Below are 23470 nucleotides of genomic sequence, written 5' to 3' on the forward strand. Positions count from 1 at the left end.
ACCTCGCCGTTACTGTGAAAACTGAATCACAGTGTAAACCGCAGGATTGCTGATCCTGTTTCTCTGTTAGGGAAATGGCTTATAAGGTTAAGCCATGTGTGGAGTGAATGGGTAATGATCCATTGTCTACTGGTTATTCTTTTCAAAAACCAAAACAGTACTCGCCAATACTATACCCGTAGTATGTCTAGAGTGATTTCCTCTTTGAGCTCTTTTTCTTTAGAGCGAAGTTGTCTGTTACTTGCCAATAGGTGATTGTGTTAACTATTAGTCGGTTAACTTCATCGCTTTCTACTACTATATCCTGCGTTAGGCTGGATAATCATACAAAAATATATAGTGAGTCATTACTTCTAACTGTTATTTATCGGTCATTTCAGCTAGCCATGAAATTATTGACTACTATAGTGACAGGCAAGGTATAAACTCATACTCCCTAAGGAGAATGTCATGAATGATAACATCGCTCGTAAGATGCAACAGACTTATAACATCACATATTGGGGGGGAGGATACTACTGCGCGAATAATCGCGGCAATATTAGTGTTTGCCCAAATCCTGATGTGCCTGAAGCAACGCTGGATTTAACAGAATTAGTTAAGCAAGTACAAGAAGAGCATTCACATTTACGCCTTCCTGCGCTGTTTTGTTTTCCACAAATTTTACAGCACCGTTTGCGCTCAATTAATGCTGCTTTTCATCGTGCACGTGAGTCTTATGGCTACAAAGGGGATTACTTTTTAGTTTATCCAATTAAAGTCAATCAACAGCGTCGTGTGATTGAATCGCTAATTAATGCTGGAGAGCCATTAGGATTAGAAGCTGGCTCTAAAGCTGAATTAATGGCAGTGCTTGCTCATGCCAACATGACCAGTTCGGTGATTGTTTGTAATGGTTACAAAGATCGCGAATATATTCGTTTAGCCCTTACAGGGGAAAAGCTCGGTCATAAAGTGTTCTTGGTCATTGAAAAAATGTCTGAGATAAAAATGGTACTTGAAGAAGCCGAACGTTTAGAAGTGATCCCCCGCTTAGGGGTTCGTGCTCGCCTTGCTTCTCAAGGCTCAGGTAAATGGCAAGCCAGTGGGGGGGAAAAATCTAAATTTGGCCTTGCTGCAACACAAGTACTACAACTTATTGATACGCTACGCCAAGCTGGTCGTTTAGATAGTTTGCAGTTATTGCATTTTCACCTTGGATCACAGATGGCTAATATCCGTGATATTGCGACAGGTGTGCGTGAATCAGCCCGTTTTTATGTTGAGTTACATAAATTAGGGGTCAATATTCAGTATTTTGATGTTGGTGGTGGCTTGGGCGTTGATTATGAAGGTACGCGCTCACAATCTGATTGCTCGGTTAACTATGGCCTTAATGAATACGCTAATAACGTGATTTGGGCAATTGGTGATGCTTGTGATGAAAATGAATTACCTCATCCAACCGTTATTACAGAATCAGGTCGAGCATTAACTGCGCATCATACGGTGCTTATTTCCAATGTTATTGGTGTTGAACGTAACGAATTTACTGCAATCACACCACCGGCCGAAGATGCACCAAGACCTATCGCAAGCCTTTGGGAAACATGGGAAGAGATGCAAACCAAAGGGAATAGCCGTTCATTGCGTGAATGGCTGCATGATAGTCAACTAGATTTACATGATGTCCATACTCAATATGTACACGGTATGTTAAGTCTGACAGAGCGTGCATGGGCGGAAGAGTTATATCTGAATATCTGTCGTCATATTCAATATGATTTAGATCCAAGTAATCGAGCCCATCGCCCGATTATTGATGAACTGCAAGAGCGTATGTCAGATAAGTTCTATGTCAACTTTTCACTGTTCCAGTCATTGCCTGATGCTTGGGGAATTGATCAATTATTCCCTGTATTGCCAATTGAAGGTTTAGATAAACCGCTCGATCGCCGTGCTGTATTGCTAGATATCACTTGTGATTCAGATGGTATTATCGATCATTATGTCGATGGTGATGGGGTCGAAACCACGATGCCAATGCCAGCTTATGATCCTGAATATCCACCAATGATTGGCTTCTTTATGGTGGGGGCGTATCAGGAAATTCTTGGTAATATGCATAACTTATTTGGTGATACAGCAGCCGTTGATGTTTATCTTGATGAGAAAGGTAATCTTACTTATCAGTTGAGTGAAGAGGGTGATACCGTTGCGGATATGCTTCAATATGTAAAACTTAATCCTGCGGTATTGTTGGAGCGCTTCCGTACTCAAGTGAAAAATGCACAGTTAGATAAAGCACTCCAAGAGCAGTTCCTAACTGAATTTGAAAGTGGCTTATACGGTTATACCTATCTGGAAGAAGAGGAGTAATGCTTACTTCCTAATGCAGAGTGGTGTTGATACATCACTCTTTATCTATCATATTGATTTATATGTTGCTTGTTAAAATAAGTAACAGAGGTAATGGCATGAAAAATTGTACGTTAGGTAATGAGACTGATAATTCTTTGATCTCAAATGCATTTGGTTTTTTACGTTTTCCACTGAATTTTCAACCTTATAGCAGTGATGCTGATTGGGTGATCACTGGGGTGCCTTTTGATATGGCAACTTCAGGTCGTGCAGGTACTCGCCATGGACCCGGCGCTATTCGCCAGATTTCGACTAACTTAGCGTGGGAAGGACATCGCTGGCCTTGGCACTTCGATATGCGTGAACGCCTCAAAGTTGTTGATTGTGGTGATTTAGTATTTAACTTCGGTGATGCACAAGATATGAGTGATAAGCTACAAGCTCATACGGAAAAATTGCTAGCAGCAGGTAAAAGATGTTTAACCTTTGGTGGTGATCACTTTGTGACATTACCGCTATTACGTGCTCACGCTAAACACTTTGGCAAAATGGCCTTGGTGCATTTTGATGCTCATACCGATACTTATGCTAATGGCAGTAAGTTTGATCACGGTACGATGTTCTATCATGCTCCTAATGAAGGTTTGATTGATCCACAGCATTCAGTGCAAATTGGTATTCGTACCGAGCATGACACTAATAACGGCTTTACTGTCTTGGATGCTGCACAAGTTAATGATCGTGGCGTTGATGATTTAGTCGCGCAAATTAAAGAGATTGTGGGTTCACTTCCTGTTTATTTGACTTTTGATATTGATTGCCTTGATCCTGCATTTGCACCGGGTACAGGAACACCGGTTGTGGGTGGATTAACCACGGATAAGGCGCTGAAAATGCTACGTGCTCTACAGCCGTTAAATATTGTAGGCATGGACTTAGTTGAAGTATCGCCAGCGTATGATCAATCAGATATTACCGCCCTTGCCGGAGCAACCATTGCACTTGATATGCTATATCTGCAAGCGGCTAAAAAATAATTACTTTTTTTGTCATAAATAACGTCAAGGCAATATCTATTTAGATATTGCCTTATTTTTATCCATTAAATGAATGAGTTAAGCATTTTTTGCTAACTATAAAGCTAATGAGTAAAAAAGATCATCTGCTCTTTTGCAACAGATGATGGCCTTTTGGTAACTTGTTATTCTAAATGATAATTATTTTCACTATATTCTATTCTACTTATTGTGTTTATTAGTGAATAATCATTTCTTTGTCACATCGCACTTTAATTGCTACTGTTAAATTATTAATGAAGTTCTTTTTTGGAAGAGCTTTTTCATCTGTAAATATTCAGGAGAAAGACAATGGCTTTGAATGGTAAAGTAATTTTAGTTACAGGTGCTGCTCAGGGAATTGGTCGTGGTATCGCATTACGTCTTGCTAAAGAGGGTGCCGATATTGCTCTGGTTGACTTAAAAGCAGATAAATTATCCGATGTAGCAAAAGAAATTGAAGCTTTAGGGCGTAAAGTAACGACCTTTGCTGCAGATATTAGCAACCGTGATGAAGTCTTTGCGGCAGTTGAACATGCTGAAAAAACCTTAGGCGGTTTTGATGTTATGATCAATAACGCAGGTATTGCACAGGTGAAACCTCTTGCAGATGTGACCCCGGAAGATATGGATCGGATCTTCAAAATTAACGTTAATGGTGTGATGTGGGGTATTCAGGCCGCTTCTGAGAAATTTAAAGCATTAGGCCATAAAGGGAAGATTATTAATGCATCTTCTATTGCTGGGCACGATGGTTTTGCCATGTTAGGGGTTTATTCTGCCACTAAATTTGCAGTACGTGCATTAACACAAGCGGCAGCTAAAGAGTATGCAAGCGCAGGCATCACTGTTAATGCTTATTGCCCGGGCATTGTTGGCACTGATATGTGGGTTGAGATTGACGAGCGTTTTGCTGAAATTACTGGAGCACCAAAAGGTGAGACCTATAAAAAATATGTGGACGGTATTGCTCTAGGTCGTGCTCAAACTCCTGATGACGTAGCTGCGTTAGTTTCCTTCTTGGCAAGTGATGATTCCGACTATATTACGGGCCAAGCTATCTTAACCGATGGCGGTATTGTCTATCGTTAATTATTGATTAATTAATCATAATTGTTATTTGTGCCCCGAGTTATTCACTAAGATAACTCGGGGCATTTTGTTTACTGTAACGCATTAAAGTTGGAAATAACGAGCAATCAGTGGCGCTGTAAAGTTCTTTTTTAAATAAAAACCACGGGGAAGTGTCATGATGCGTTGTCCATTTTCACCAATGGCTTCGGTTAATGCCTTACTGTTAGCAGCCTTAGGGCGAATTTGTAATACTTGTCCGTGACGCGCAGTAATGCTTTCTACTTTTCCTAAGACAATCATATCCATTAACTCTTCCCAATCGTGACGCAGTAGCTCTTCTTCAAGATGATTGGGGCTCCAAAGTAGCGGGGAAGCGACTCTACGCTGTGCTAATGGGATCTCCCGTTCTCCCTCTACAGGTACCCATAATACTTTTGACAGCTTGCGTTTTACATGGCTATTCTCCCATGTGATCCCACTGTTTCCTGTAAGTGCGGCTACACAAACAAAGGTGGTTTCTAATGGCATACCAAAACGGTCGATAGGGATGGTTTTTAGCTCAACACCGATATGAGAAAAATCTTGTTCAGGTTTACTGCCGGCACTGGCACCTAAATAGTATTCCAATAGCATACCAACCCAACCTTTATCACGCTTTAAATTTTCAGGAATAGGAAGCTGTGCAAAAGCAGCGAGTTCACCGAAGGTATAACCAGCCAGCGCTTGTGCTCGTGCGAGTAAAACGGATTCATTTTCAGGTGCTGCTGGTGGCGTAAACATAAATAACTGTCTTCCTGTACAATAAATAAACAGAAAAAAAGGATGATGGAAAATGTTTTTTCACTGATTTAAGTTAAAACATAATAGCATGATATATCATCATTTTTTTATGTGAATCGAGGTTTTAATAATAAATGATATAAGTTGTTCAGGGTTATCCTTAGATCATAAACAGGCTTTTGCACTAGGTTATCCACAGCTTTGTGGGATAACTCCGCAAAAGTGAGATCACTGTTCTGATTTACAGCCTTGACTTTTGCCGATATTCCCCAAAATCTGCCTATTTCGATTAACTAATCGGCACAACCTGTGGATAAAACCGACTATGGTTGTTTTTCGTACAATTTAACCATTGGACTTTATTCATTGGTTTATCCAATCGTTGAAATAGGGATAAAAACTTATCTACTAATTTGAATTATAAGTGATATTTTAAAAAATGCTTCAACAGCCTGTACGCTAATATAAAAACTATACCCTGATTATCTCACTCTTTTTCACATAGATATCCACAGAAAAAGTGAATAAATCCCCTAGACCTTACTGTTGGTGTTTATAACTTTGCGTGTTTCTGTGAATTAACATAATTATAAGTGAAAACGCTATTTTAATGGGGGCGTTTCTAAATCAGGTATAAACCATGCCGATTTAAAATCAAACCAACCAAAGGTATTCATTTTTACACCGCGTATCGTACGTTGCCCTTGTAATTCAAGTAAATGGTGAAATAACGGGAAAAGCCAATTATTTTGTGTTAATTGGCGACACCACTCTTCAAGCGGTAATACTTTTTGACGCCATAAGGCTAGGGCATCTTCATAACGTTTACCCATGCACTGGTGAAATAGAGGCAGTTCATAAAGTGCTGCAAAAATAGAAAACTCGAGCGGTTTATAGAAATTGACGGTAGCTAACCAGATATCACTCTTTGCATCACCATAATACCACTGTTCATAATCAAGCAATTGAATAGATAATTCGATATTATAGTCAGATAAGATTTTTTTGATCAGTTCAGCAATAGTGCTGTATTCGTGGTGCTCTTTATACAGTGTAATGGTCAGTTTTGTGAGTGAAGCGGGTTTAGCATGCGGTGGGATCAGTTTGCTATGGTGCCAGTGTAACAATAAACCATAAGCAGGTGACCAATGGCGTTGATAAGAGGGCGCACAATGGGCCAACATATTCACCGGTGTTAATACACTACTAAGCCATTCGCGGATCTCAGGTTGTTGGCATTGTGTTGAGCGACTATCGTAAAGTAAAAAATAACAGCCTTCCTCTTTGCGGCTTTCCAGTGAGTTGTTATGAGTATCATCATCGGTTAAATGAAGGGTAGAGCAAACCATTTTGTCTTTTAATTCAGGAACCACCCAAATATCGATGTTATCTAATAGTGCGCGTAAACCAAAATAGCGATCAAACGCTTTGATTTGCAGTTTATGTTGATCATTGCTTATCACTTGGTATGCCCCTGTGCCAATGGGGTGCTGAGAAAAATTAGCGAGAGTTCGCCATTCTTGGGGCAAGATCGCTGCTTGTGGGCTACCTAATAGGGTGGCAAATTGTTTATCCGGTACGGTTAAATAAATATCAATAACGTAAGGTTGCGGTGAGGTTATTTTCTCAATATGTGCATAAAGTGGATTGCAGACTTTCATTCTCATTAAAGAGGTGCTGATATCCTCTATGGTTAATTCTCGTCCATGGTGAAAATAGATAGCAGGGCGTAAATAAAAGCGCCAATGTTGCTCGCTGAGCATCTGCCAGTGATGGGCTAATTCCGCTTCGACTTCCCCATTTTCCTCTTTTAAGTGAAGTAATGAGTTAAATATTTGGCTCATTAAATGTAATTCAGAGCGTCGAAGCGGAGTACCGGGTAATAAATTACGAAAAGGGCGATAGTAAATTATTCGTAGACGTTGTTGGCTAGGGTGAAAGCTTTTTTCAATCTGTGAAAGCACCATTTGCCGTAATGAGCCTTTATCGCCCATCAGTGCAACGAGCTTTTCTATATCATTTTCTTCCAGTAATCGCTCTGCTCGGCTTTGTTGGATGTCAAAGGCGTTAGAGTGAAAAGTCAGAGTGGATTTTTTTCCTCTTCCTACTTCTGCATGCCAATCTATCCAACCAGTTTGATGCATTTTGTTTAATAACGAACGCACATGGCGACGAGTGCAATGTAATGTTTCAGCAAGCTCTTGTAATGTGGTTTCAGTCTCTTTTCCCTCAAAAGCTTGCCATAAGCGAATAAATTGCAACTCTAAGCGGGGTGATGTCATAAAAGAGGAAATCCCTTATTAAAGTGATCAATTTTAATTTCCTTATATTAGACCGATAATGTTTGTGTTTAAAGTTAGCTCTTATGTTAGTTATCACAAATTATGAATACTAACAGACTCCCCCTTTGAGCATGCGGTGATTACCGGCCAGTGATAATAGGTCACTGGCTTTTTTTGTTCGTTTTACTGAAAAAAAATGCCGCGAGGTAAATAGCGGCGAGAATGACAAAGTTTAAATTTTTACAGATAACAAACAGTGAAATAAGGTAATTGAGTCAGTGATTAACGCATAAAAGCAGGTTGTTTAGCTTCATAAGCACTTATCTCTGCTTGGTGTTGTAACGTTAATCCGATACTGTCTAATCCTTCAATCATGCAATGACGGCGAAATGCATCGATTTCAAATGAGAAGCATAATTCACCGGCGATCACTTGTTGGGCAACTAAATCAACGGTAATAGGCATACCAGCATGCTCTGTTACCCAATTAAATAACTGGGTAACTTGCTCATCGCTTAATTTGATTGGCAATAACTGGTTATTAAAGGAATTGCCGTAAAAAATATCAGCAAAACTCGGCGCGATCACCGCATGAAAGCCATAATCTGTGAGCGCCCAAGGCGCATGTTCGCGAGAAGATCCACAACCAAAATTCTCGCGCGCCAATAAAATAGAAGCACCTTGATAGATGGACTGATTTAAAATAAATGATGGGTTAGGCTGGGTGCCTTCATCATCTAAAAATCGCCAATCATGAAATAAGTGTTTACCAAACCCAGTGCGAGTGACTTTTTGTAAAAATTGTTTGGGAATAATCGCATCAGTATCCACATTGGCAGCATCTAAAGGTACCGGAATTCCAGTGTGTTGTGTGAATTTATTCATTAGGTTCTCCTTTATGATACTGTTGCAAAAGTGCGAATATCAGCGAAATGCCCATGAATGGCGGCAGCAGCGGCCATTGCCGGACTGACTAAATGAGTTCTGCCACCACGACCTTGGCGACCTTCAAAATTACGATTGCTGGTCGATGCGCAACGCTCTCCGGGATTTAATCGGTCATTGTTCATTGCCAAGCACATTGAGCAGCCGGGTAAACGCCATTCAAAACCTGCTTCAATAAAAATTTTATCTAAACCTTCTGCTTCCGCTTGGGCTTTAACAGGACCTGAGCCGGGAACAACAATTGCCTGTACATGGGAGGCGACTTTATGCCCTTTAGCTATCTTTGCTGCTGCGCGTAAATCTTCAATACGAGAGTTAGTGCAAGAGCCTATAAAAACTTTATCTATTTTAATATCAGTTAAGTTAACACCTTCAGTTAATCCCATATAAGCTAAGGCTTTTTCGGCGCTAGCTCGTTCAACAGGATCGTTAAAACTGTTCAATCGCGGAACAATTTGGTCAATAGCAATCACTTGTCCCGGATTCGTCCCCCAAGTCACTTGTGGTGCAATCTCTGCAGCATTAATCGTCACGGTGGCATCAAAAATAGCATCTTCGTCCGACTTTAACGTTTTCCAATAGGCGACAGCTTCATCCCACAATGGGGCTTGAGGGGCAAATTGACGTCCTTTTAAGTAAGCAAATGTAGTCTCATCAGGGGCAACTAAGCCTGCTTTTGCCCCCATCTCTATCGCCATATTGCATAACGTCATTCGCCCTTCCATACTCAAAGCTTCAATAGCTTCTCCCGTAAATTCAATGATATACCCCGTACCTCCCGCACTACCCAATTTTCCGATAATCGCCAATACGATATCTTTTGCCGTGATGCCATTGGCTGTTTTGCCTTGTACTTCGATTTTTAAGGTTTTAGCACGTGATTGTTTTAAGGTTTGTGTCGCTAATACGTGCTCAACCTCAGAAGTGCCAATACCGAAAGCTAATGCGCCAAAGGCACCATGTGTTGCTGTATGTGAGTCGCCACAAACAATTGTCATGCCTGGTAAAGTTAAGCCTTGTTCAGGCCCCATAACATGAACAATTCCTTGATATGGGTGATTTAAGTCATACAAGGTCACACCAAATTCTTGACAGTTTTTCATTAACTCTTGCATTTGAATACGCGCCATATCACCACAGGCGTTGATATCTTTGGTTTGAGTTGAAACGTTGTGATCCATTGTGGCAAAGGTTTTGTTGGGTTGACGAACAGCACGACCTTTGGTTCTTAAACCATCAAAAGCTTGAGGTGAAGTCACTTCATGCACTAAATGTCTATCGATATATATAATAGGTGTTTCATTCGCTACTTCTCTGACAACATGTGCATCGTAAATTTTTTGATATAATGTTTTACCCATGTTATGCCCCTTCTTGAATAAACTGAGCGATATGATCACCCATTTCTGCGGTTGTTATTGCGTTTCCTTCTCCCGCTAAATCTGCGGTGCGATAGCCTGTTGCTAGTACTTTTGTAATTGCGTCTTCAATGGCTTGGGCTGCTTTATCTTCATTAAAGCTATAACGCAGTAATAGGGCGGTTGATAAAATTTGTGCTATTGGATTGGCGATATTTTTACCGGCAATATCTGGTGCAGAGCCACCTGCGGGTTCATATAAACCAAAATGTGCTTCATTTACGCTTGCAGAGGGCAACATGCCCATTGAGCCGGTGATCATGGCGCATTCGTCTGATAAAATATCGCCAAAGATATTGGAGCACAGCAATACATCAAATTGCGCTGGATCTTTAATTAATTGCATTGTCGCATTATCGATATACATATGTTGCAAGGTCACATCAGGGTATTGCTTAGCGACCTCAGTGACGACTTCACGCCATAAAATAGAGCTTTGTAAAACGTTGGCTTTATCAATCGACGTGACTTTATAACGACGTTTTTGCGCTGATTTGAAAGCAAAATGAGCAATACGTTCGATTTCATAGCGATGGTAAACCTCGGTATCAAAAGCACGCTCTTCGCGACCTTCACCATCACGGCCTTTAGGTTGACCGAAATAGATCCCCCCAGTTAATTCACGGACACATAAAATATCAAAACCGCGTTGCGCAATATCAGCACGCAATGGACAATAAGCTTCTAAACCTTTATATAAACGAGCTGGGCGCAGATTGCAGAATAATTTAAAGTGTTTACGTAAAGGTAATAATGCGCCACGTTCCGGTTGTTGATCTGCCGGTAAATGCTCCCATTTAGGCCCCCCCACAGAGCCGAATAAAATCGCATCAGCTTGCTCACATCCAGCCAAGGTGGTTGCCGGTAATGGTGTGCCATGATTATCGATAGCAATACCACCAATATCGTACTCTTTGGTCGTGATATTCAGTGAAAATCGTTTATTTACCGCATCGATCACTTTTTGTGCTTGCGCCATAACTTCAGGGCCAATGCCATCTCCGGGCAATACTGCAATATGATAATATTTAGACATAATGATTAAACCGCTTCTTGTGTTGTATGGTGTTTGCGTTTTTCTATTTCGACTTGCTCTGAACGCCAAATACTGTTGATAACATGCATCATGGCGTTGGCGGATGAACCGACGATATCAGTTTCTAATCCCATGCCATGAAATTTACGTCCTTGGTATTCAACTACGATATCAACTTGTCCTAATGCATCTCGTCCTTCACCTTTGGCTGTTAATTGATAAGTCACCAGTTTTAAGGGATAACCTGTAGCACGAGAAATAGCTTGATAGACAGCATCAACGGGACCATTTCCTGTTGCTGCTTCAGTGATTTCTTCATTTTTACGACTAATGCTGACACTGGCCGTGGCAACTGTTGAGGAGCCGGATTGAGTATTAAAATAGTTCATTACAAACTCATCAGGCTCTTGTTGTTGTTGCCCCATAAAAGCCAATGCTTCTAAGTCATAGTCAAAAACTTGACCTTTTTTATCAGCTAAACGTAAGAAAGCGGCATATAAAGAATCTAAGTTATAATCTGTTTCGCGATAGCCCATCTCTTCCATACGGTGTTTTACCGCAGCTCGACCAGAGCGAGACGTTAAGTTCAATTGCACCTCTTTTAAACCAATTGATTCAGGTGTCATAATTTCGTAAGTTTCACGATTTTTCAGTACGCCATCTTGGTGAATACCAGAGGAGTGGGCAAAGGCATTTGAGCCAACGATGGATTTATTGGCATGAATAGGGGTATTACATAATTGACTGACTAACTGGCTGGTACGGTAGATCTCTTTGTGATTAATACGCGTTTGTACATTCATCATTTGTTCACGTACTTTTATCGCCATAATCACTTCTTCTAAAGCGCAGTTACCGGCTCGTTCACCTAAGCCGTTGATAGTCCCTTCAACTTGTCTTGCACCTGCTTGTACTGCGGTAATAGAGTTTGCAACAGCCATACCTAAATCATCATGGCAATGAACGGAGATCACCGCTTTATCAATATTAGGTACACGTTCAAATAAATTAGTGATAATGCCACCGAATTGATAAGGCGTGGTATAACCTACGGTGTCTGGAATATTAATGGTTGTTGCGCCCGCGTTGATGGCACTTTCCACAATGCGACATAAATTATCAATATGGGTACGCCCCGCATCTTCGCAAGAAAATTCAACATCATCAGTATAGCGTCGGGCGCGTTTAATTGAGCGTGTTCCCATTTCAATAATGTCATCAAAGGATTTTTTTAACTTATGTTCAGCATGCAAAGCGGAGGTGGCTAAAAAAACATGAATACGAAATGCCTCGGCAATGTTTAATGACTCTGCGGCAACGTCAATATCATTATCAACACAGCGAGCTAACGCACAAATGCGACTATTTTTAATTTCTCGAGCGATGGTTTGTACAGATTCAAAATCCCCAGGGGAAGAGACAGGAAAACCCGCTTCAATGATATCTACACCTAAACGTTCTAAGGCATAAGCAATTTGTAACTTCTCTTTTACGCTTAAGCTAGCTTGCAATGCTTGTTCGCCATCTCTTAATGTGGTGTCAAAAATAATCACATTGTTGCTCATAATCTGTTCCTTATACTTTTTTATTTCGTTTTTTGCGCTCTCCCAGGTATAAAAAAACCCGCGATTAGCGCGGGTTTTTCTCTAAGGGTAGGTATGTTTCATTTTTTACCCATCAGCCGACCGCGCATCAATGTTGCGAATAGTAGTAGGCTTGATAGTAAAATTGCGTTTAACATGAAACATCCTTACATTTGTTCTTAATAACGTTTATTTATTGATACCGGATACTAATCATCATGTCAAGCATTGGAATTTTTTAATTTGTTTTGATGTGTGAATTATATTTTATTCTTAGTAATTCTGACTAATATCTAAATTTTTAGTAATGATTATATCTATCAAACAATCATTGATTAGGTTAATGTTTCACATAATCGCTCTTGGGGAGTGAAATAAAAAATTAAACAATTGTTTGCTTTTTTTTTGAACAACTAACTATCAGGGGGATGAGCGGTTGTAGTTAACAACAATATCAATAAATTTGAGCAACATTTTGAATATAAGAATAAAAATTATTACCGTGGTGACTGTAATAGTTCTGAAAGTGTCCTGTAAGGTGATAGATTTTATTATTTTATTATGATTTTTATCATATTTTGTTTTATTATTTGCAAGGCATAAGGTAAAACAGGTTGTAATATATATCGGTATAATCATTTCATTAATATGTAATTTAAATGTCAATTTATTCTCTTTAATATAAAGATGAATTATTTTTTGGTGTTTGTGTTATACATTTTGTGATGTACATGGATGATGAATAATAAGTAGTAATATTTTTATAAAAGTTACAGTCATGGTTAGATATATAATTTATTAATATGCTTTTATATTATTAATAAGTTTTAATTCGCCAATTATAATAACATAGTGGAGTAAAAAATGACGGATTACACATCAGCAACAACGACCAATAAAGAGTCAGCAGATATGCATTTACGTAATGTTGATCTTAATTTATTAACGGTGTTTGATGCTGTTATGCAAATGCAAAATGTCACACGAGCAGCACAGGTGTTAGGTATGTCTCAACCGGCAGTCAGTAATGCAGTTTCTCGTCTTAAGATCATGTTTAATGACGAGTTATTTGTTCGGTATGGCCGAGGTATTCAACCAACATTAAGAGCCAAACAGTTATTTGGCCCTGTTCGACAAGCATTACAATTAGTCCATAATGAATTGCCAGGGGCGGGATTTGAACCGGAACAAAGTGATCGTGTGTTTAGCTTATCTATTTGCAGTCCATTAGATATCAAGTTAGCGCCAAAAATTGTAGAGAGAATAAAAAATAAAACCCCTAATATTAATGTAAATATTAAGTCTTATTTGAATAGTAATATTGAACACCAATTAAAATATCAGGAAGTTGAGTTCTTTATTAATTATAAACAATTTGATAAACCAGAGTTTCATTCACACCCTTTATTCAATGATGAAGTGGTTTTGGCTGTCTCTAACCAACACCCACGAATTAAAGAAAGCGTTACTGAAGAGATGTTATTAAATGAGCATCATTCTATTGTTTCTTTAGAAGATGTGGGGTCTTTTAGTGCTGCTTATTATAAGAATACAGAGTTAGAAGATTTAATTACTTATGAAGGTACTGATTTAAATAGTGTATTAAATCTAGTCTCAAAAACTTATTCGGTCGCTATTGCGCCTAGATGGTTAGTTGAAAGCTATTCAGAACAATTGAACATTAAGGCGATATCATTACCTTGGGAGAAGGTAGAACGTCCATGCTATTTAATTTGGCATGAGTCAACGGCGCGAGATAAAGGCCATTTATGGATGAAAAATTTACTTAGTGAGGTTTGTCAAAACTAAGAGTGATTCACTCATAATTAGCACTCTATGCTAATTATGCAGAAATAGTGGCAGATAACGTTAGCTTACTGCTAATAACCAATAAAAGATATTCTTTAATAGTAAATAGTAAAGATAAGTCTCTTGGGTAGCTGTCACTATTTTTGCCCTAATTGTTATCCTATCCCTATCAGTTGCAACTATTGTCATCTAATCGATTTTTTTCTTTATTTTCTCTGTTATTAATCTTGTAAATGAATAAATTTTTATAATTAGCTTTTGATTTTATTATATTTTTCTTGTTAATACTTTGTTTGTTCACAAAGTGTTCAGGCTCATTTTTACATTTTCATTAGTATGATGAAATTGACAAAACTTTTCATGAATCACAATTTTACAAATTTATGTAAAATTAGATTCCTTTATTTTTGCGGATCACTTAGACTTTCAGATAAGTCAGCGAACAGGTGTAAGCTGAAATTAGAAGATGACATTATTCTTTATTTCAACTTAATTATTCCTACGCTTTTCCATAAATAACAGGAAAATCATGATAAATAATAATAATCTATATGATTATCATATAATTAGAAGATTGCAGATGCAATTTTCATCTTCTGGGGAAAAAACGGCTTATCGTCAGTGGGATGCTAAGTCTGAAATCGCCATGTCATGGGCGTCAGTAGCAAAGAAAACACGTGCACTCTCAAATGCATTACTCAATATGGGCGTGGCTGTTCAAGAAAATGTGGGGATTTTTTCCCAAAACAGCATTGATTGGTCTATTGCCGATATTGCTACTTTGCAGTTGCGTGCTGTCACAGTTCCTCTTTATGCAACAAGTAGTGTGGAACAAGCCGCTTATATCATCAATGATGCGGATATTCGTATTCTTTTTGTTGGTGACCAAAAGGAATATGACGTTGTTTCTGAGTTAGCGCTATTATGCCCGCAACTTAAACATATTATTGTGTTTAATTCTCAGGTCGTTTTAAATCCAACAATACCTTCTTATCATCTGACAAACTTAATCAGTGACTGTCAATCTCGATATGACTCTCTGCTACAACAACGTATTGATGAATGTTGTTTAGATGATTTGTTTACGCTGATTTATACCTCGGGTACAACAGGTGAGCCTAAAGGTGTTATGCTTGATTACACCAATCTGGCTTCTCAACTTTATCTGCATGATCAGCGCCTTTCATTATCGGATAAAGATGTTTCATTATGCTTTTTACCGTTATCACATGTATTTGAACGGGCATGGAGCTTCTATGTTATGCATACTGGGGCTATTAATGTTTATCTCACAGATACCCATGCCGTAAGGGAAGCAATGGCTGCAGTAAAACCAACGGTTATGTGTGCAGTGCCACGCTTTTACGAAAAAGTATATAGCGCCATTCAAGAGAAAGTTTCTCAAGCACCTCGACTACGCCAATGGATGTTTAAATGGGCTCTTAAACAGGGTGAAAAACAACGTCAGGCACACTTAGCTGGACGTTCATTAGGCGTGCTATCTCAATGGTGTTATCGCTTTGCGGATAAAAAAGTTCTTCAACCACTACGTCAAATTTTAGGTGGGCGAGTTCGTTTTTTACCTGCCGCAGGCGCTCGTTTAGATGATGCGGTGATCGGCTTTTTCTTAGCCGCGGGTATTAATATTAAATATGGTTATGGCATGACAGAGACTTGTGCCACGGTATCTTGTTGGGAAGAAAACCATTATAAACTAGGCTCTATTGGTACTCCGTTACCGGGGGTTGAGGTACGTATAGGCGAAGAAAACGAGATCCAAGTGCGTGGTAGTATCGTGATGAAAGGTTATTTTAATAAGCCTGAAGAGACGGTTGCCGCGTTTACTGAAGATGGTTGGTTACGTACCGGTGATGCGGGTGCATTAGATGAAGATGGGATGTTATATATTACCGAACGTTTGAAAGATCTTATGAAAACCTCAAATGGAAAATATATTGCACCGCAAATGATTGAAGGTACATTAGGGCAAGATCGCTTTATTGAGCATATCGCTGTGATTGCAGATACCCGTAAATTTGTTTCTGCACTGATCGTACCTTGCTTTGATGCATTAGAAGAACATGCTCGAGCATTAAATTTAAAATATCACGATCGGATAGAGTTATTACGCCATACTAAGATCAAAGAATTATTTGATGAACGCTTGCGTGAAATGCAACGTAATTTTGCTAGTTTCCATCAAGTTAAACGATTTACTCTATTAGCGGAAGGGTTTACGATGGAGTCTGGAGAATTGACACCTACCTTAAAATTAAGACGTAAAATAATTTCTGAACGCTATCGAAATGAAATTGAGCAGATGTATCAAGAGTCGTGATCACCAGACAAAAAAGCACCGTAAGGGTGCTTTTTTATTGCACTTTAGGTAAGTCATAGGCAGTAACAATGCAAGTAATTGGTAAAAGGTATAAACGGAAACGTTGACGCATACGGTTTTATCAGTAAATTGTGTTAAAATGCAGATTCAGATCAGCATGATGACTGAAAACCATAGCAATAATGTAATAAATACCCTATTAATAATTAGAAGAGGCTAAAGTGAAACTGGATGAAATCGCCCGCTTGGCTGGTGTTTCACGAACAACAGCGAGTTATGTCATTAATGGTAAAGCTAAACAGTACCGTGTAAGTGACAAGACTGTTGAAAAAGTGATGGCGGTGGTCAGAGAGCACAATTACCACCCGAACGCTGTTGCCGCGGGATTACGTGCTGGTCGTACGCGTTCTATAGGTTTGGTTATTCCTGATTTGGAAAATACCAGTTATACCAGAATTGCCAATTATCTTGAACGACAAGCGCGTCAACGTGGTTATCAATTGCTGATTGCCTGCTCAGAAGATCAACCTGACAACGAAATTCGTTGTGTAGAACATCTACTACAACGCCAAGTTGATGCCATTATTGTATCAACGGCATTACCCCCAGAGCACCCATTTTATCAGCGTTGGGCTAATCGTTCGTTGCCTATCATTGCCTTAGATAGGGCGTTAGAGAGTGAACATTTTATTAGCGTCGTCGGTGATGATTTAGAAGACGCAAAAATGTTAGCGAGTGAGCTTAAAGCTTTTCCTTCTCAATCGGTTCTCTATCTAGGCGCATTGCCCGAACTGTCAGTCAGTTTTTTACGTGAACAGGGCTTTCGTAGTGTGTGGCAAGATGATCCACGACAAGTGACTTATCTTTATGCGAATAGTTATGAACGAGAAGCGGCGGCAGAGGTATTTTCGGAATGGTTAAATAATAACCCGATGCCTGATGCACTCTTTACGACCTCTTTTGCGCTATTACAAGGTGTGATGGATGTAACGTTGCAAAGAAGTGGACGCTTACCTACGCAGTTAGTGATTGCTACATTTGGTGATCATGAATTATTAGATTTCCTCGAATGTCCAGTATTATCGGTGGCTCAGCGACATCGTGATATTGCACAACGTGTATTAGAGCTGGTTTTAGCAAGTCTTGAAGAAGAGCAAAAACCACAAGCGGGTATTACACGTATTCGACGTGATTTATGTCGCCGAGGTAGTTTAGGACGTACTCGTTAATTAGCGTTCACTTTCTGACTCAGCATTTTTTATAATGACTATCCCTGCTTTATTAAATTAAAGCAGGGATAGTTTATTTGGTTAAATAATGTCGGGTGACTTAAATAAAATAAAATTTGAGATTAATCTTAAACGTTTTTTTACAATTTATCCTGTTTTGTTTAATTCGCGGGTGAAATTTTGATATTTCTATAAGTAATATTACTTAAATAAAATAATTTATTTATTAACTTTGCAGAAAGAAAACTCGACAGTAAAAAATTATCTACATGATATCACATTATTTTTTCAGTAGATTAAGCCGGTTTTTTAATTTAAAGAGGGCTTTGTATTGTTATGTTGGTTAAAGGTAAATGAACGACAATAAATAGGCATTATCTCATTAAATAGGTCATTTTCTTTTTATGACTTCTTTATCTTATTTTTCCCTTTTTCATCTCTATAAATAATCACTATTTGAGAACAAATAAGAAAAATAAAAAATAACCGATAGGAATCATAGTGTTAATATTCTGCTTTTTTAGCCTGCTGATAATTTGTTCATTTCGATGAGATTATAAAATTACTGTAAATATCAATAAAGCGTCCTACAACTGGCTTGACAACGTTTTCATACCATCCGTAAACTCTATTTGTGGGGATTTGTGGGATAATGTGGTGTAAATTATAACGCTGAGGGAAATGAGGATGTTTCGTGGTGCAACACTCGTTAATCTCGACAGCAAAGGGCGAATAACAGTTCCTTCCCGTTATCGAACAACGCTGAACGAGGCTTCTGAAGGTCAAATGGTCTGTACCATTGATCTCAATCAGCCATGTTTATTGCTGTATACCCTTCCTGAATGGGAAAAAATTGAGTTAAAACTGGCGGCGCTTTCTTCCATGAATCCCGCCGAACGAAGAGTGCAGCGTTTATTACTTGGGCATGCTAGTGAATGCCAAATGGATAGCGCAGGACGTCTTTTGTTAGCTAGCACGCTAAGGCAGCACGCGGGGCTAACCAAAGAGGTCATGTTAGTCGGTCAATTCAATAAATTTGAATTGTGGGATGAACAGGTCTGGTATCAACAGATCAAAGAAGACATTTTGGCAGAGCAAACCTCACAGGAACCGTTATCGACACGACTATTGGATTTATCACTTTAAATAATGACAACGAATAATTTTAGCCATACCAGTGTATTACTGGATGAAGCAGTAAACGGCCTGAATATTAAACCTTCAGGTATTTATATTGACGGTACTTTTGGCCGTGGCGGGCACTCTCGTCTGATTTTATCGCAACTAGGTGAACAAGGCCGTCTCATTGCGATTGATAGAGATCCACAAGCTATCGCAGTGGCAAATGAAATTGATGATCCACGATTCTCTATTATTCATGGGCCTTTTTCAAATATTGAACACTATATCAATGAGTTAGGTTTAAGTGGCAAAGTTGATGGCGTATTATTAGATTTAGGCGTTTCTTCACCGCAATTAGATGATCCTGAACGAGGATTCTCTTTTATGCGTGATGGGCCACTCGATATGCGTATGGACCCAACCACAGGACAATCAGCTGCACAGTGGTTAATGAATGCCGAAGAAGATGATATTACTTGGGTGCTAAAAACCTTCGGTGAAGAGCGTTTCGCGAAACGCATTGCCCGTGCCATTGTGGCGCGTAATAAAACTGAAGAGCCATTAACACGTACTAAACAGTTAGCGGATTTGATTAGTGAAGCAAGTCCAGTAAAAGAGCGACATAAGCACCCTGCAACACGTAGCTTTCAAGCGATCCGTATCTATATCAATAGTGAGTTAGATGAGATTGAAAAAGCATTAAAAGGCGCCGTGTCTATTTTAGCGCCAGCAGGGCGTTTATCGGTGATTAGTTTCCACTCTTTAGAAGACCGATTAGTTAAACGCTTTATAAGAGATGAAAGTAAAGGGCCTGTTGTTCCAGCGGGGATCCCATTAACAGAAGAACAAATTAAAGCACTAGGAAGTGCTCGCCTGAGTAGTATTCATAAAATGAAACCTACCGGTGTTGAAGTTGAGGAGAATCCACGAGCGCGAAGTTCTGTTTTACGCGTCGCACAGCGTATTGAGGAATAAATGTCTACTGAACGCCATTCATTACCGGGAGTAATAGGACAAGATTTACTGCGTCACGGCAAATTGCCACTTATTCTTTTTTTCGCCGTTATTATCTCCGCGATCTATGTGGTAACGACAGCACATAAAACACGCTTACTGACAGCAGAAAAAGAGCGCTTAGTGTTAGAAAAAAATGTATTGGATATTGAATGGCGCAACTTGATCCTTGAGGAAAATGCATTGGCGGACCATAGCCGAGTTGAACGTTTTGCAAGTGAACAGTTAGGCATGGTTCATGTTGATCCAACTAAAGAGAATATTGTGGTTACTAAATAATTAAGGCAAGTATGAAATTTTCACGTTCGGCAAAAGCGAAGACAAAGACAAAGTCAAATGCCAAACTCCGTAAACCTGAAGAAAAAACAGGATTTGTGAGTTGGCGTTTTGCGTTGCTTTGCGGTGGTATTGGTATTGCTTTAGCGGCGTTATTAATACGAGTTGCCTATTTACAGATTATTAACCCAGATCCCCTGATCCGCGAAGGGGATCTGCGCTCTTTACGTGTGCAAAAAGTCCCCACAGCTCGTGGCATGATAAGCGATCGTATGGGAAGACCATTGGCGGTGAGTGTCCCTGTATATGCTATTTGGGCTGATCCTAAAGTTGTGTTAGAAGCTAACCCTGATATGACCGATTCACGTTGGTTAGCACTTGCTGATGCATTAAAACTTCCCGTTAATCAAATTTCTCAAAAAATTTCTGCAACACCTTCCGCTCGTTTTATCTATCTTGCGCGCCAAGTTAATCCTGAAATTAGTGATTACATAAGTAAGCTGAAAATCAAAGGGATAAACATGCGCCAAGAGTCCAAACGCTATTATCCTTCAGGAGAAGTGACCGCTCACATCATTGGTGTTACAAACATTGATGGTGATGGTATTGAAGGGGTTGAAAAAAGCTTTAACCAATGGCTTACCGGAGCCCCCGGAGAGCGAGTTGTACGCAAAGATGGCTTTAACCGTGTGATTGAAAATATCGCTCAAACAGATAGCCAAGCTGCTCACAACTTAATGTTAAGCATTGATGAGCGTTTACAATCTGTTGTGTATAGAGAGTTAACCAATGCAGTCATTGAAAATAAAGCCGAATCAGGTACGGCGGTTTTGGTTGATGTCAATACAGGCGAAGTGTTAGCGATGGCAAATAGCCCATCCTATAACCCGAATAATTTAGCGGGAACGCCGAAAGATGCGATGCGTAATCGAGCTATCACCGATATTTTTGAGCCAGGCTCTACGGTAAAGCCGATGGTGGTTATGAGTGCGCTAAACAATAATATTATTAAAGAAAATACCGTTATTAATACTGTTCCTTATCGAATCAGTGGTCATCAGATAAAAGATGTTGCGCTTTATCGTGAGCTTTCGATAACTGGAATTTTACAGAAATCGAGTAACGTAGGGGTATCTCGCCTTGCGTTAGCGATGCCGGCGTCTGAACTGGTAGATGTTTATTCCCGTTTTGGCCTCGGAAAACCAACTAACTTGGGGCTAGTTGGTGAAAGTAGTGGCATATTTCCAATAAAAAAACAACGGTGGTCCGATCTTGAAAGGGCCACCTTCTCATTCGGATATGGGCTAATGGTAACGCCATTACAGTTAGCGCGTGTCTATGCAACTATCGGTAGTTTTGGTATTTATCGACCGCTTTCTATTACTAAAGTCGACCCTCCTGTACCGGGTACTCGCGTTTTTCCTGAAAAAGTCATGAGAACAGTGGTTCATATGATGGAAAGTGTCGCCTTACCGGGCGGTGGTGGCGTTCGTGCTGCGATCAAAGGGTATCGTGTTGCGATTAAGACCGGGACCGCGAAAAAAGTCGGCCCAGATGGAAAGTATATTAATGCCTACATTTCTTATGCAGCCGGTGTTGCACCGGCAAGCCGTCCACGCTTTGCCTTAGTAGTGATCATTAACGAGCCAAAAGCGGGCAAATATTATGGGGGTGCAGTTTCTGCACCAGTGTTTGGCACAATTATGGGCGCGGTTCTACGTACGATGAATGTAGAGCCTGATGCATTAACGCCAGACGATAAAAGTGAAATAGTGATTAATAAAAAAGAGGATACAAGTGGCAGATCCTAATTTAAGTGACCTATTAGGGGCACTCGGGATACAAGCACCGTCTTTAACGCTTAAAGACATGACACTCGACAGCCGAAAAGCCGCGAGTGGTGATCTGTTTGTGGCAATTAAAGGCCATGAAACGGATGGTAGACGCTATATTCCTCAGGCAATTGCACAAGGTGTTTGTGCTGTTTTAGCGGAAGCTGAAGGTATTGCTACTCATGGCGAAATTCGTGAAAGTCATGGTATACCCGTTATTTATATTGAAAACCTAAATTGTCAATTATCAAAACTTGCAGGAATTTTTTATCATCAGCCAGCGGATAAATTAAAGCTGATTGGTGTCACTGGTACTAACGGAAAAACGACAACAACACAATTGTTAGCACAGTGGGCGCAAGGTTTAGGTGAAGTCAGTGCCGTTATGGGAACGGTAGGCAATGGGTTATTAGATCATATTGTTCCGGCAATGAATACAACCGGTTCAGCGGTTGATATCCAATTAGAATTACAGCAATTAGTTAATCAAGGCGCTACCTTTACCGCAATGGAGGTTTCGTCACACGGTTTAGTTCAAGGGCGCGTTAGTGCGCTACCTTTTGTCGCCAGCGTATTTACCAACTTAAGTCGCGATCACCTTGATTATCATGGTGATATGGCCAATTACGAACAGGCTAAATGGTTGTTATTTTCGACCCACCATAGTGGCGAAAAAATCATTAATGCTGATGATGCGGTAGGGCATAAATGGTTGACGCATCTACCCGATGCAGTGGCGGTGACTATGGCGGATAAATTGCCGGCAAATTGGCAAGGGCGCTATGTGCAAGCGACACAAATCAATTACCATGATGCGGGTGCCACTATCCATTTTAATTCAAGTTGGGGAGAAGGTGAAATTGAAAGCCCATTAATGGGGGCTTTTAATGTCAGTAACTTACTCTGTGCTTTAGCTACACTTTTGGCTCTTGAATACCCTCTTGATGCAGTGATTAACACTTCCAGTGCATTAACCCCCGTTTGTGGTCGTATGGAAGTATTTAGTGCGGATAACCGTCCTACGGTGATCGTTGATTATGCTCATACGCCAGATGCCTTAGAAAAAGCGTTACAAGCGGCACGCTTACACTGTACTGGTAAACTGTGGTGTATCTTTGGTTGTGGTGGTGATAGAGATAAAGGTAAGCGCCCACTAATGGGCGCTGTAGCTGAGCAGTTTGCCGATAAAGTAGTTATCACCGATGACAATCCGCGTAGTGAAGAGCCACAAGCCATTATTCAAGATATCCTTTCTGGGTTAATGGATCCTGGTCGTGCATTAGCGATTGAAGGACGAGCAGAAGCCGTGACGAATGTAGTAATGCAAGCCTCTCCCG

The 23470-nt window shown here is 39.9% G+C and carries 17 protein-coding genes; 11 read left to right on the forward strand and 6 right to left on the reverse strand.

What is annotated here, in order from left to right; all coding sequences use genetic code 11:
- Nucleotides 1-450: 450 nt before the first annotated feature.
- The 3 genes from speA to GWI58_RS08380 all read left to right on the forward strand — a co-directional run bounded on the left by speA (nt 451) and on the right by GWI58_RS08380 (nt 4487).
- A complete protein-coding gene (gene speA / locus GWI58_RS08370) occupies nt 451-2358 on the forward strand; it encodes a biosynthetic arginine decarboxylase (protein WP_004244147.1) in 1908 nt (635 codons plus the stop codon).
- A gap of 98 nt (nt 2359-2456) precedes the next feature.
- A complete protein-coding gene (gene speB, locus GWI58_RS08375) occupies nt 2457-3377 on the forward strand; it encodes an agmatinase (RefSeq protein WP_004248574.1) in 921 nt (306 codons plus the stop codon).
- A gap of 330 nt (nt 3378-3707) precedes the next feature.
- Nucleotides 3708-4487 (forward strand): acetoin reductase, encoded by a 780-nt coding sequence (locus tag GWI58_RS08380; RefSeq protein WP_004244145.1) that lies wholly within the window; start codon nt 3708-3710, stop codon nt 4485-4487.
- 84 nt (nt 4488-4571) lie between these two features.
- Here the strand turns inward: GWI58_RS08380 and mutH are convergent, their stop codons facing one another.
- The 6 genes from mutH to leuA form a co-directional block, all read right to left on the reverse strand.
- Nucleotides 4572-5249: a DNA mismatch repair endonuclease MutH gene (gene mutH, locus GWI58_RS08385; RefSeq protein ID WP_004248572.1), complete on the reverse strand. Its 678-nt coding sequence runs from the start codon at nt 5247-5249 to the stop codon at nt 4572-4574.
- A 602-nt stretch (nt 5250-5851) separates the two neighbouring features.
- A complete protein-coding gene (gene sgrR, locus GWI58_RS08390) occupies nt 5852-7531 on the reverse strand; it encodes an HTH-type transcriptional regulator SgrR (protein ID WP_094959665.1) in 1680 nt (559 codons plus the stop codon).
- Between the two features lie 282 nt (nt 7532-7813).
- Nucleotides 7814-8416 carry a 3-isopropylmalate dehydratase small subunit gene (leuD, locus tag GWI58_RS08395; RefSeq protein ID WP_004244140.1) on the reverse strand — a complete coding sequence of 201 codons (603 nt, stop codon included), beginning with the start codon at nt 8414-8416 and terminating at the stop codon, nt 7814-7816.
- 11 nt (nt 8417-8427) lie between these two features.
- The gene (gene leuC, locus GWI58_RS08400; RefSeq protein ID WP_094959666.1) at nt 8428-9837 is read right to left on the reverse strand and encodes a 3-isopropylmalate dehydratase large subunit; all 1410 of its coding nucleotides are present in this window, start codon (nt 9835-9837) and stop codon (nt 8428-8430) included.
- A gap of 1 nt (nt 9838) precedes the next feature.
- The gene (gene leuB, locus GWI58_RS08405; RefSeq protein ID WP_110229422.1) at nt 9839-10930 is read right to left on the reverse strand and encodes a 3-isopropylmalate dehydrogenase; all 1092 of its coding nucleotides are present in this window, start codon (nt 10928-10930) and stop codon (nt 9839-9841) included.
- 5 nt (nt 10931-10935) lie between these two features.
- Entirely contained in the window at nt 10936-12495 is a 1560-nt protein-coding gene (gene leuA / locus GWI58_RS08410; RefSeq protein WP_004244137.1) for a 2-isopropylmalate synthase, read from the reverse strand.
- A gap of 882 nt (nt 12496-13377) precedes the next feature.
- Here leuA and leuO point away from each other — a divergent pair.
- The 8 genes from leuO to murE form a co-directional block, all read left to right on the forward strand.
- The gene (leuO, locus tag GWI58_RS08420; protein ID WP_004244135.1) at nt 13378-14322 is read left to right on the forward strand and encodes a transcriptional regulator LeuO; all 945 of its coding nucleotides are present in this window, start codon (nt 13378-13380) and stop codon (nt 14320-14322) included.
- Nucleotides 14323-14851: 529 nt separating this feature from the next.
- Complete coding sequence (locus GWI58_RS08425; RefSeq protein ID WP_110229421.1) at nt 14852-16660, forward strand: AMP-dependent synthetase/ligase; 1809 nt, start codon at nt 14852-14854, stop codon at nt 16658-16660.
- Between the two features lie 221 nt (nt 16661-16881).
- A complete protein-coding gene (cra, locus tag GWI58_RS08430; protein WP_004244128.1) occupies nt 16882-17889 on the forward strand; it encodes a catabolite repressor/activator in 1008 nt (335 codons plus the stop codon).
- A 687-nt stretch (nt 17890-18576) separates the two neighbouring features.
- Nucleotides 18577-19035, forward strand: a complete 459-nt coding sequence (gene mraZ / locus GWI58_RS08435; protein ID WP_004248567.1) for a division/cell wall cluster transcriptional repressor MraZ — start codon at nt 18577-18579, stop codon at nt 19033-19035.
- 3 nt (nt 19036-19038) lie between these two features.
- The gene (rsmH, locus tag GWI58_RS08440; protein WP_004244125.1) at nt 19039-19986 is read left to right on the forward strand and encodes a 16S rRNA (cytosine(1402)-N(4))-methyltransferase RsmH; all 948 of its coding nucleotides are present in this window, start codon (nt 19039-19041) and stop codon (nt 19984-19986) included.
- Nucleotides 19987-20304, forward strand: coding sequence for a cell division protein FtsL (gene ftsL / locus GWI58_RS08445; RefSeq protein ID WP_004244124.1), 318 nt, complete (start codon nt 19987-19989; stop codon nt 20302-20304).
- Nucleotides 20305-20315: 11 nt separating this feature from the next.
- Nucleotides 20316-22112 carry a peptidoglycan glycosyltransferase FtsI gene (gene ftsI, locus GWI58_RS08450; protein ID WP_004248565.1) on the forward strand — a complete coding sequence of 599 codons (1797 nt, stop codon included), beginning with the start codon at nt 20316-20318 and terminating at the stop codon, nt 22110-22112.
- On the forward strand, nt 22099-23470 hold a 1372-nt coding region (murE, locus tag GWI58_RS08455; RefSeq protein WP_161769079.1), incomplete at its 3' end, for a UDP-N-acetylmuramoyl-L-alanyl-D-glutamate--2,6-diaminopimelate ligase. The genes ftsI and murE, both read left to right, overlap by 14 nt.

The organism is Proteus sp. G2674, assembly GCF_009915195.1.
GTDB classification, from domain to species: domain Bacteria; phylum Pseudomonadota; class Gammaproteobacteria; order Enterobacterales; family Enterobacteriaceae; genus Proteus; species Proteus mirabilis.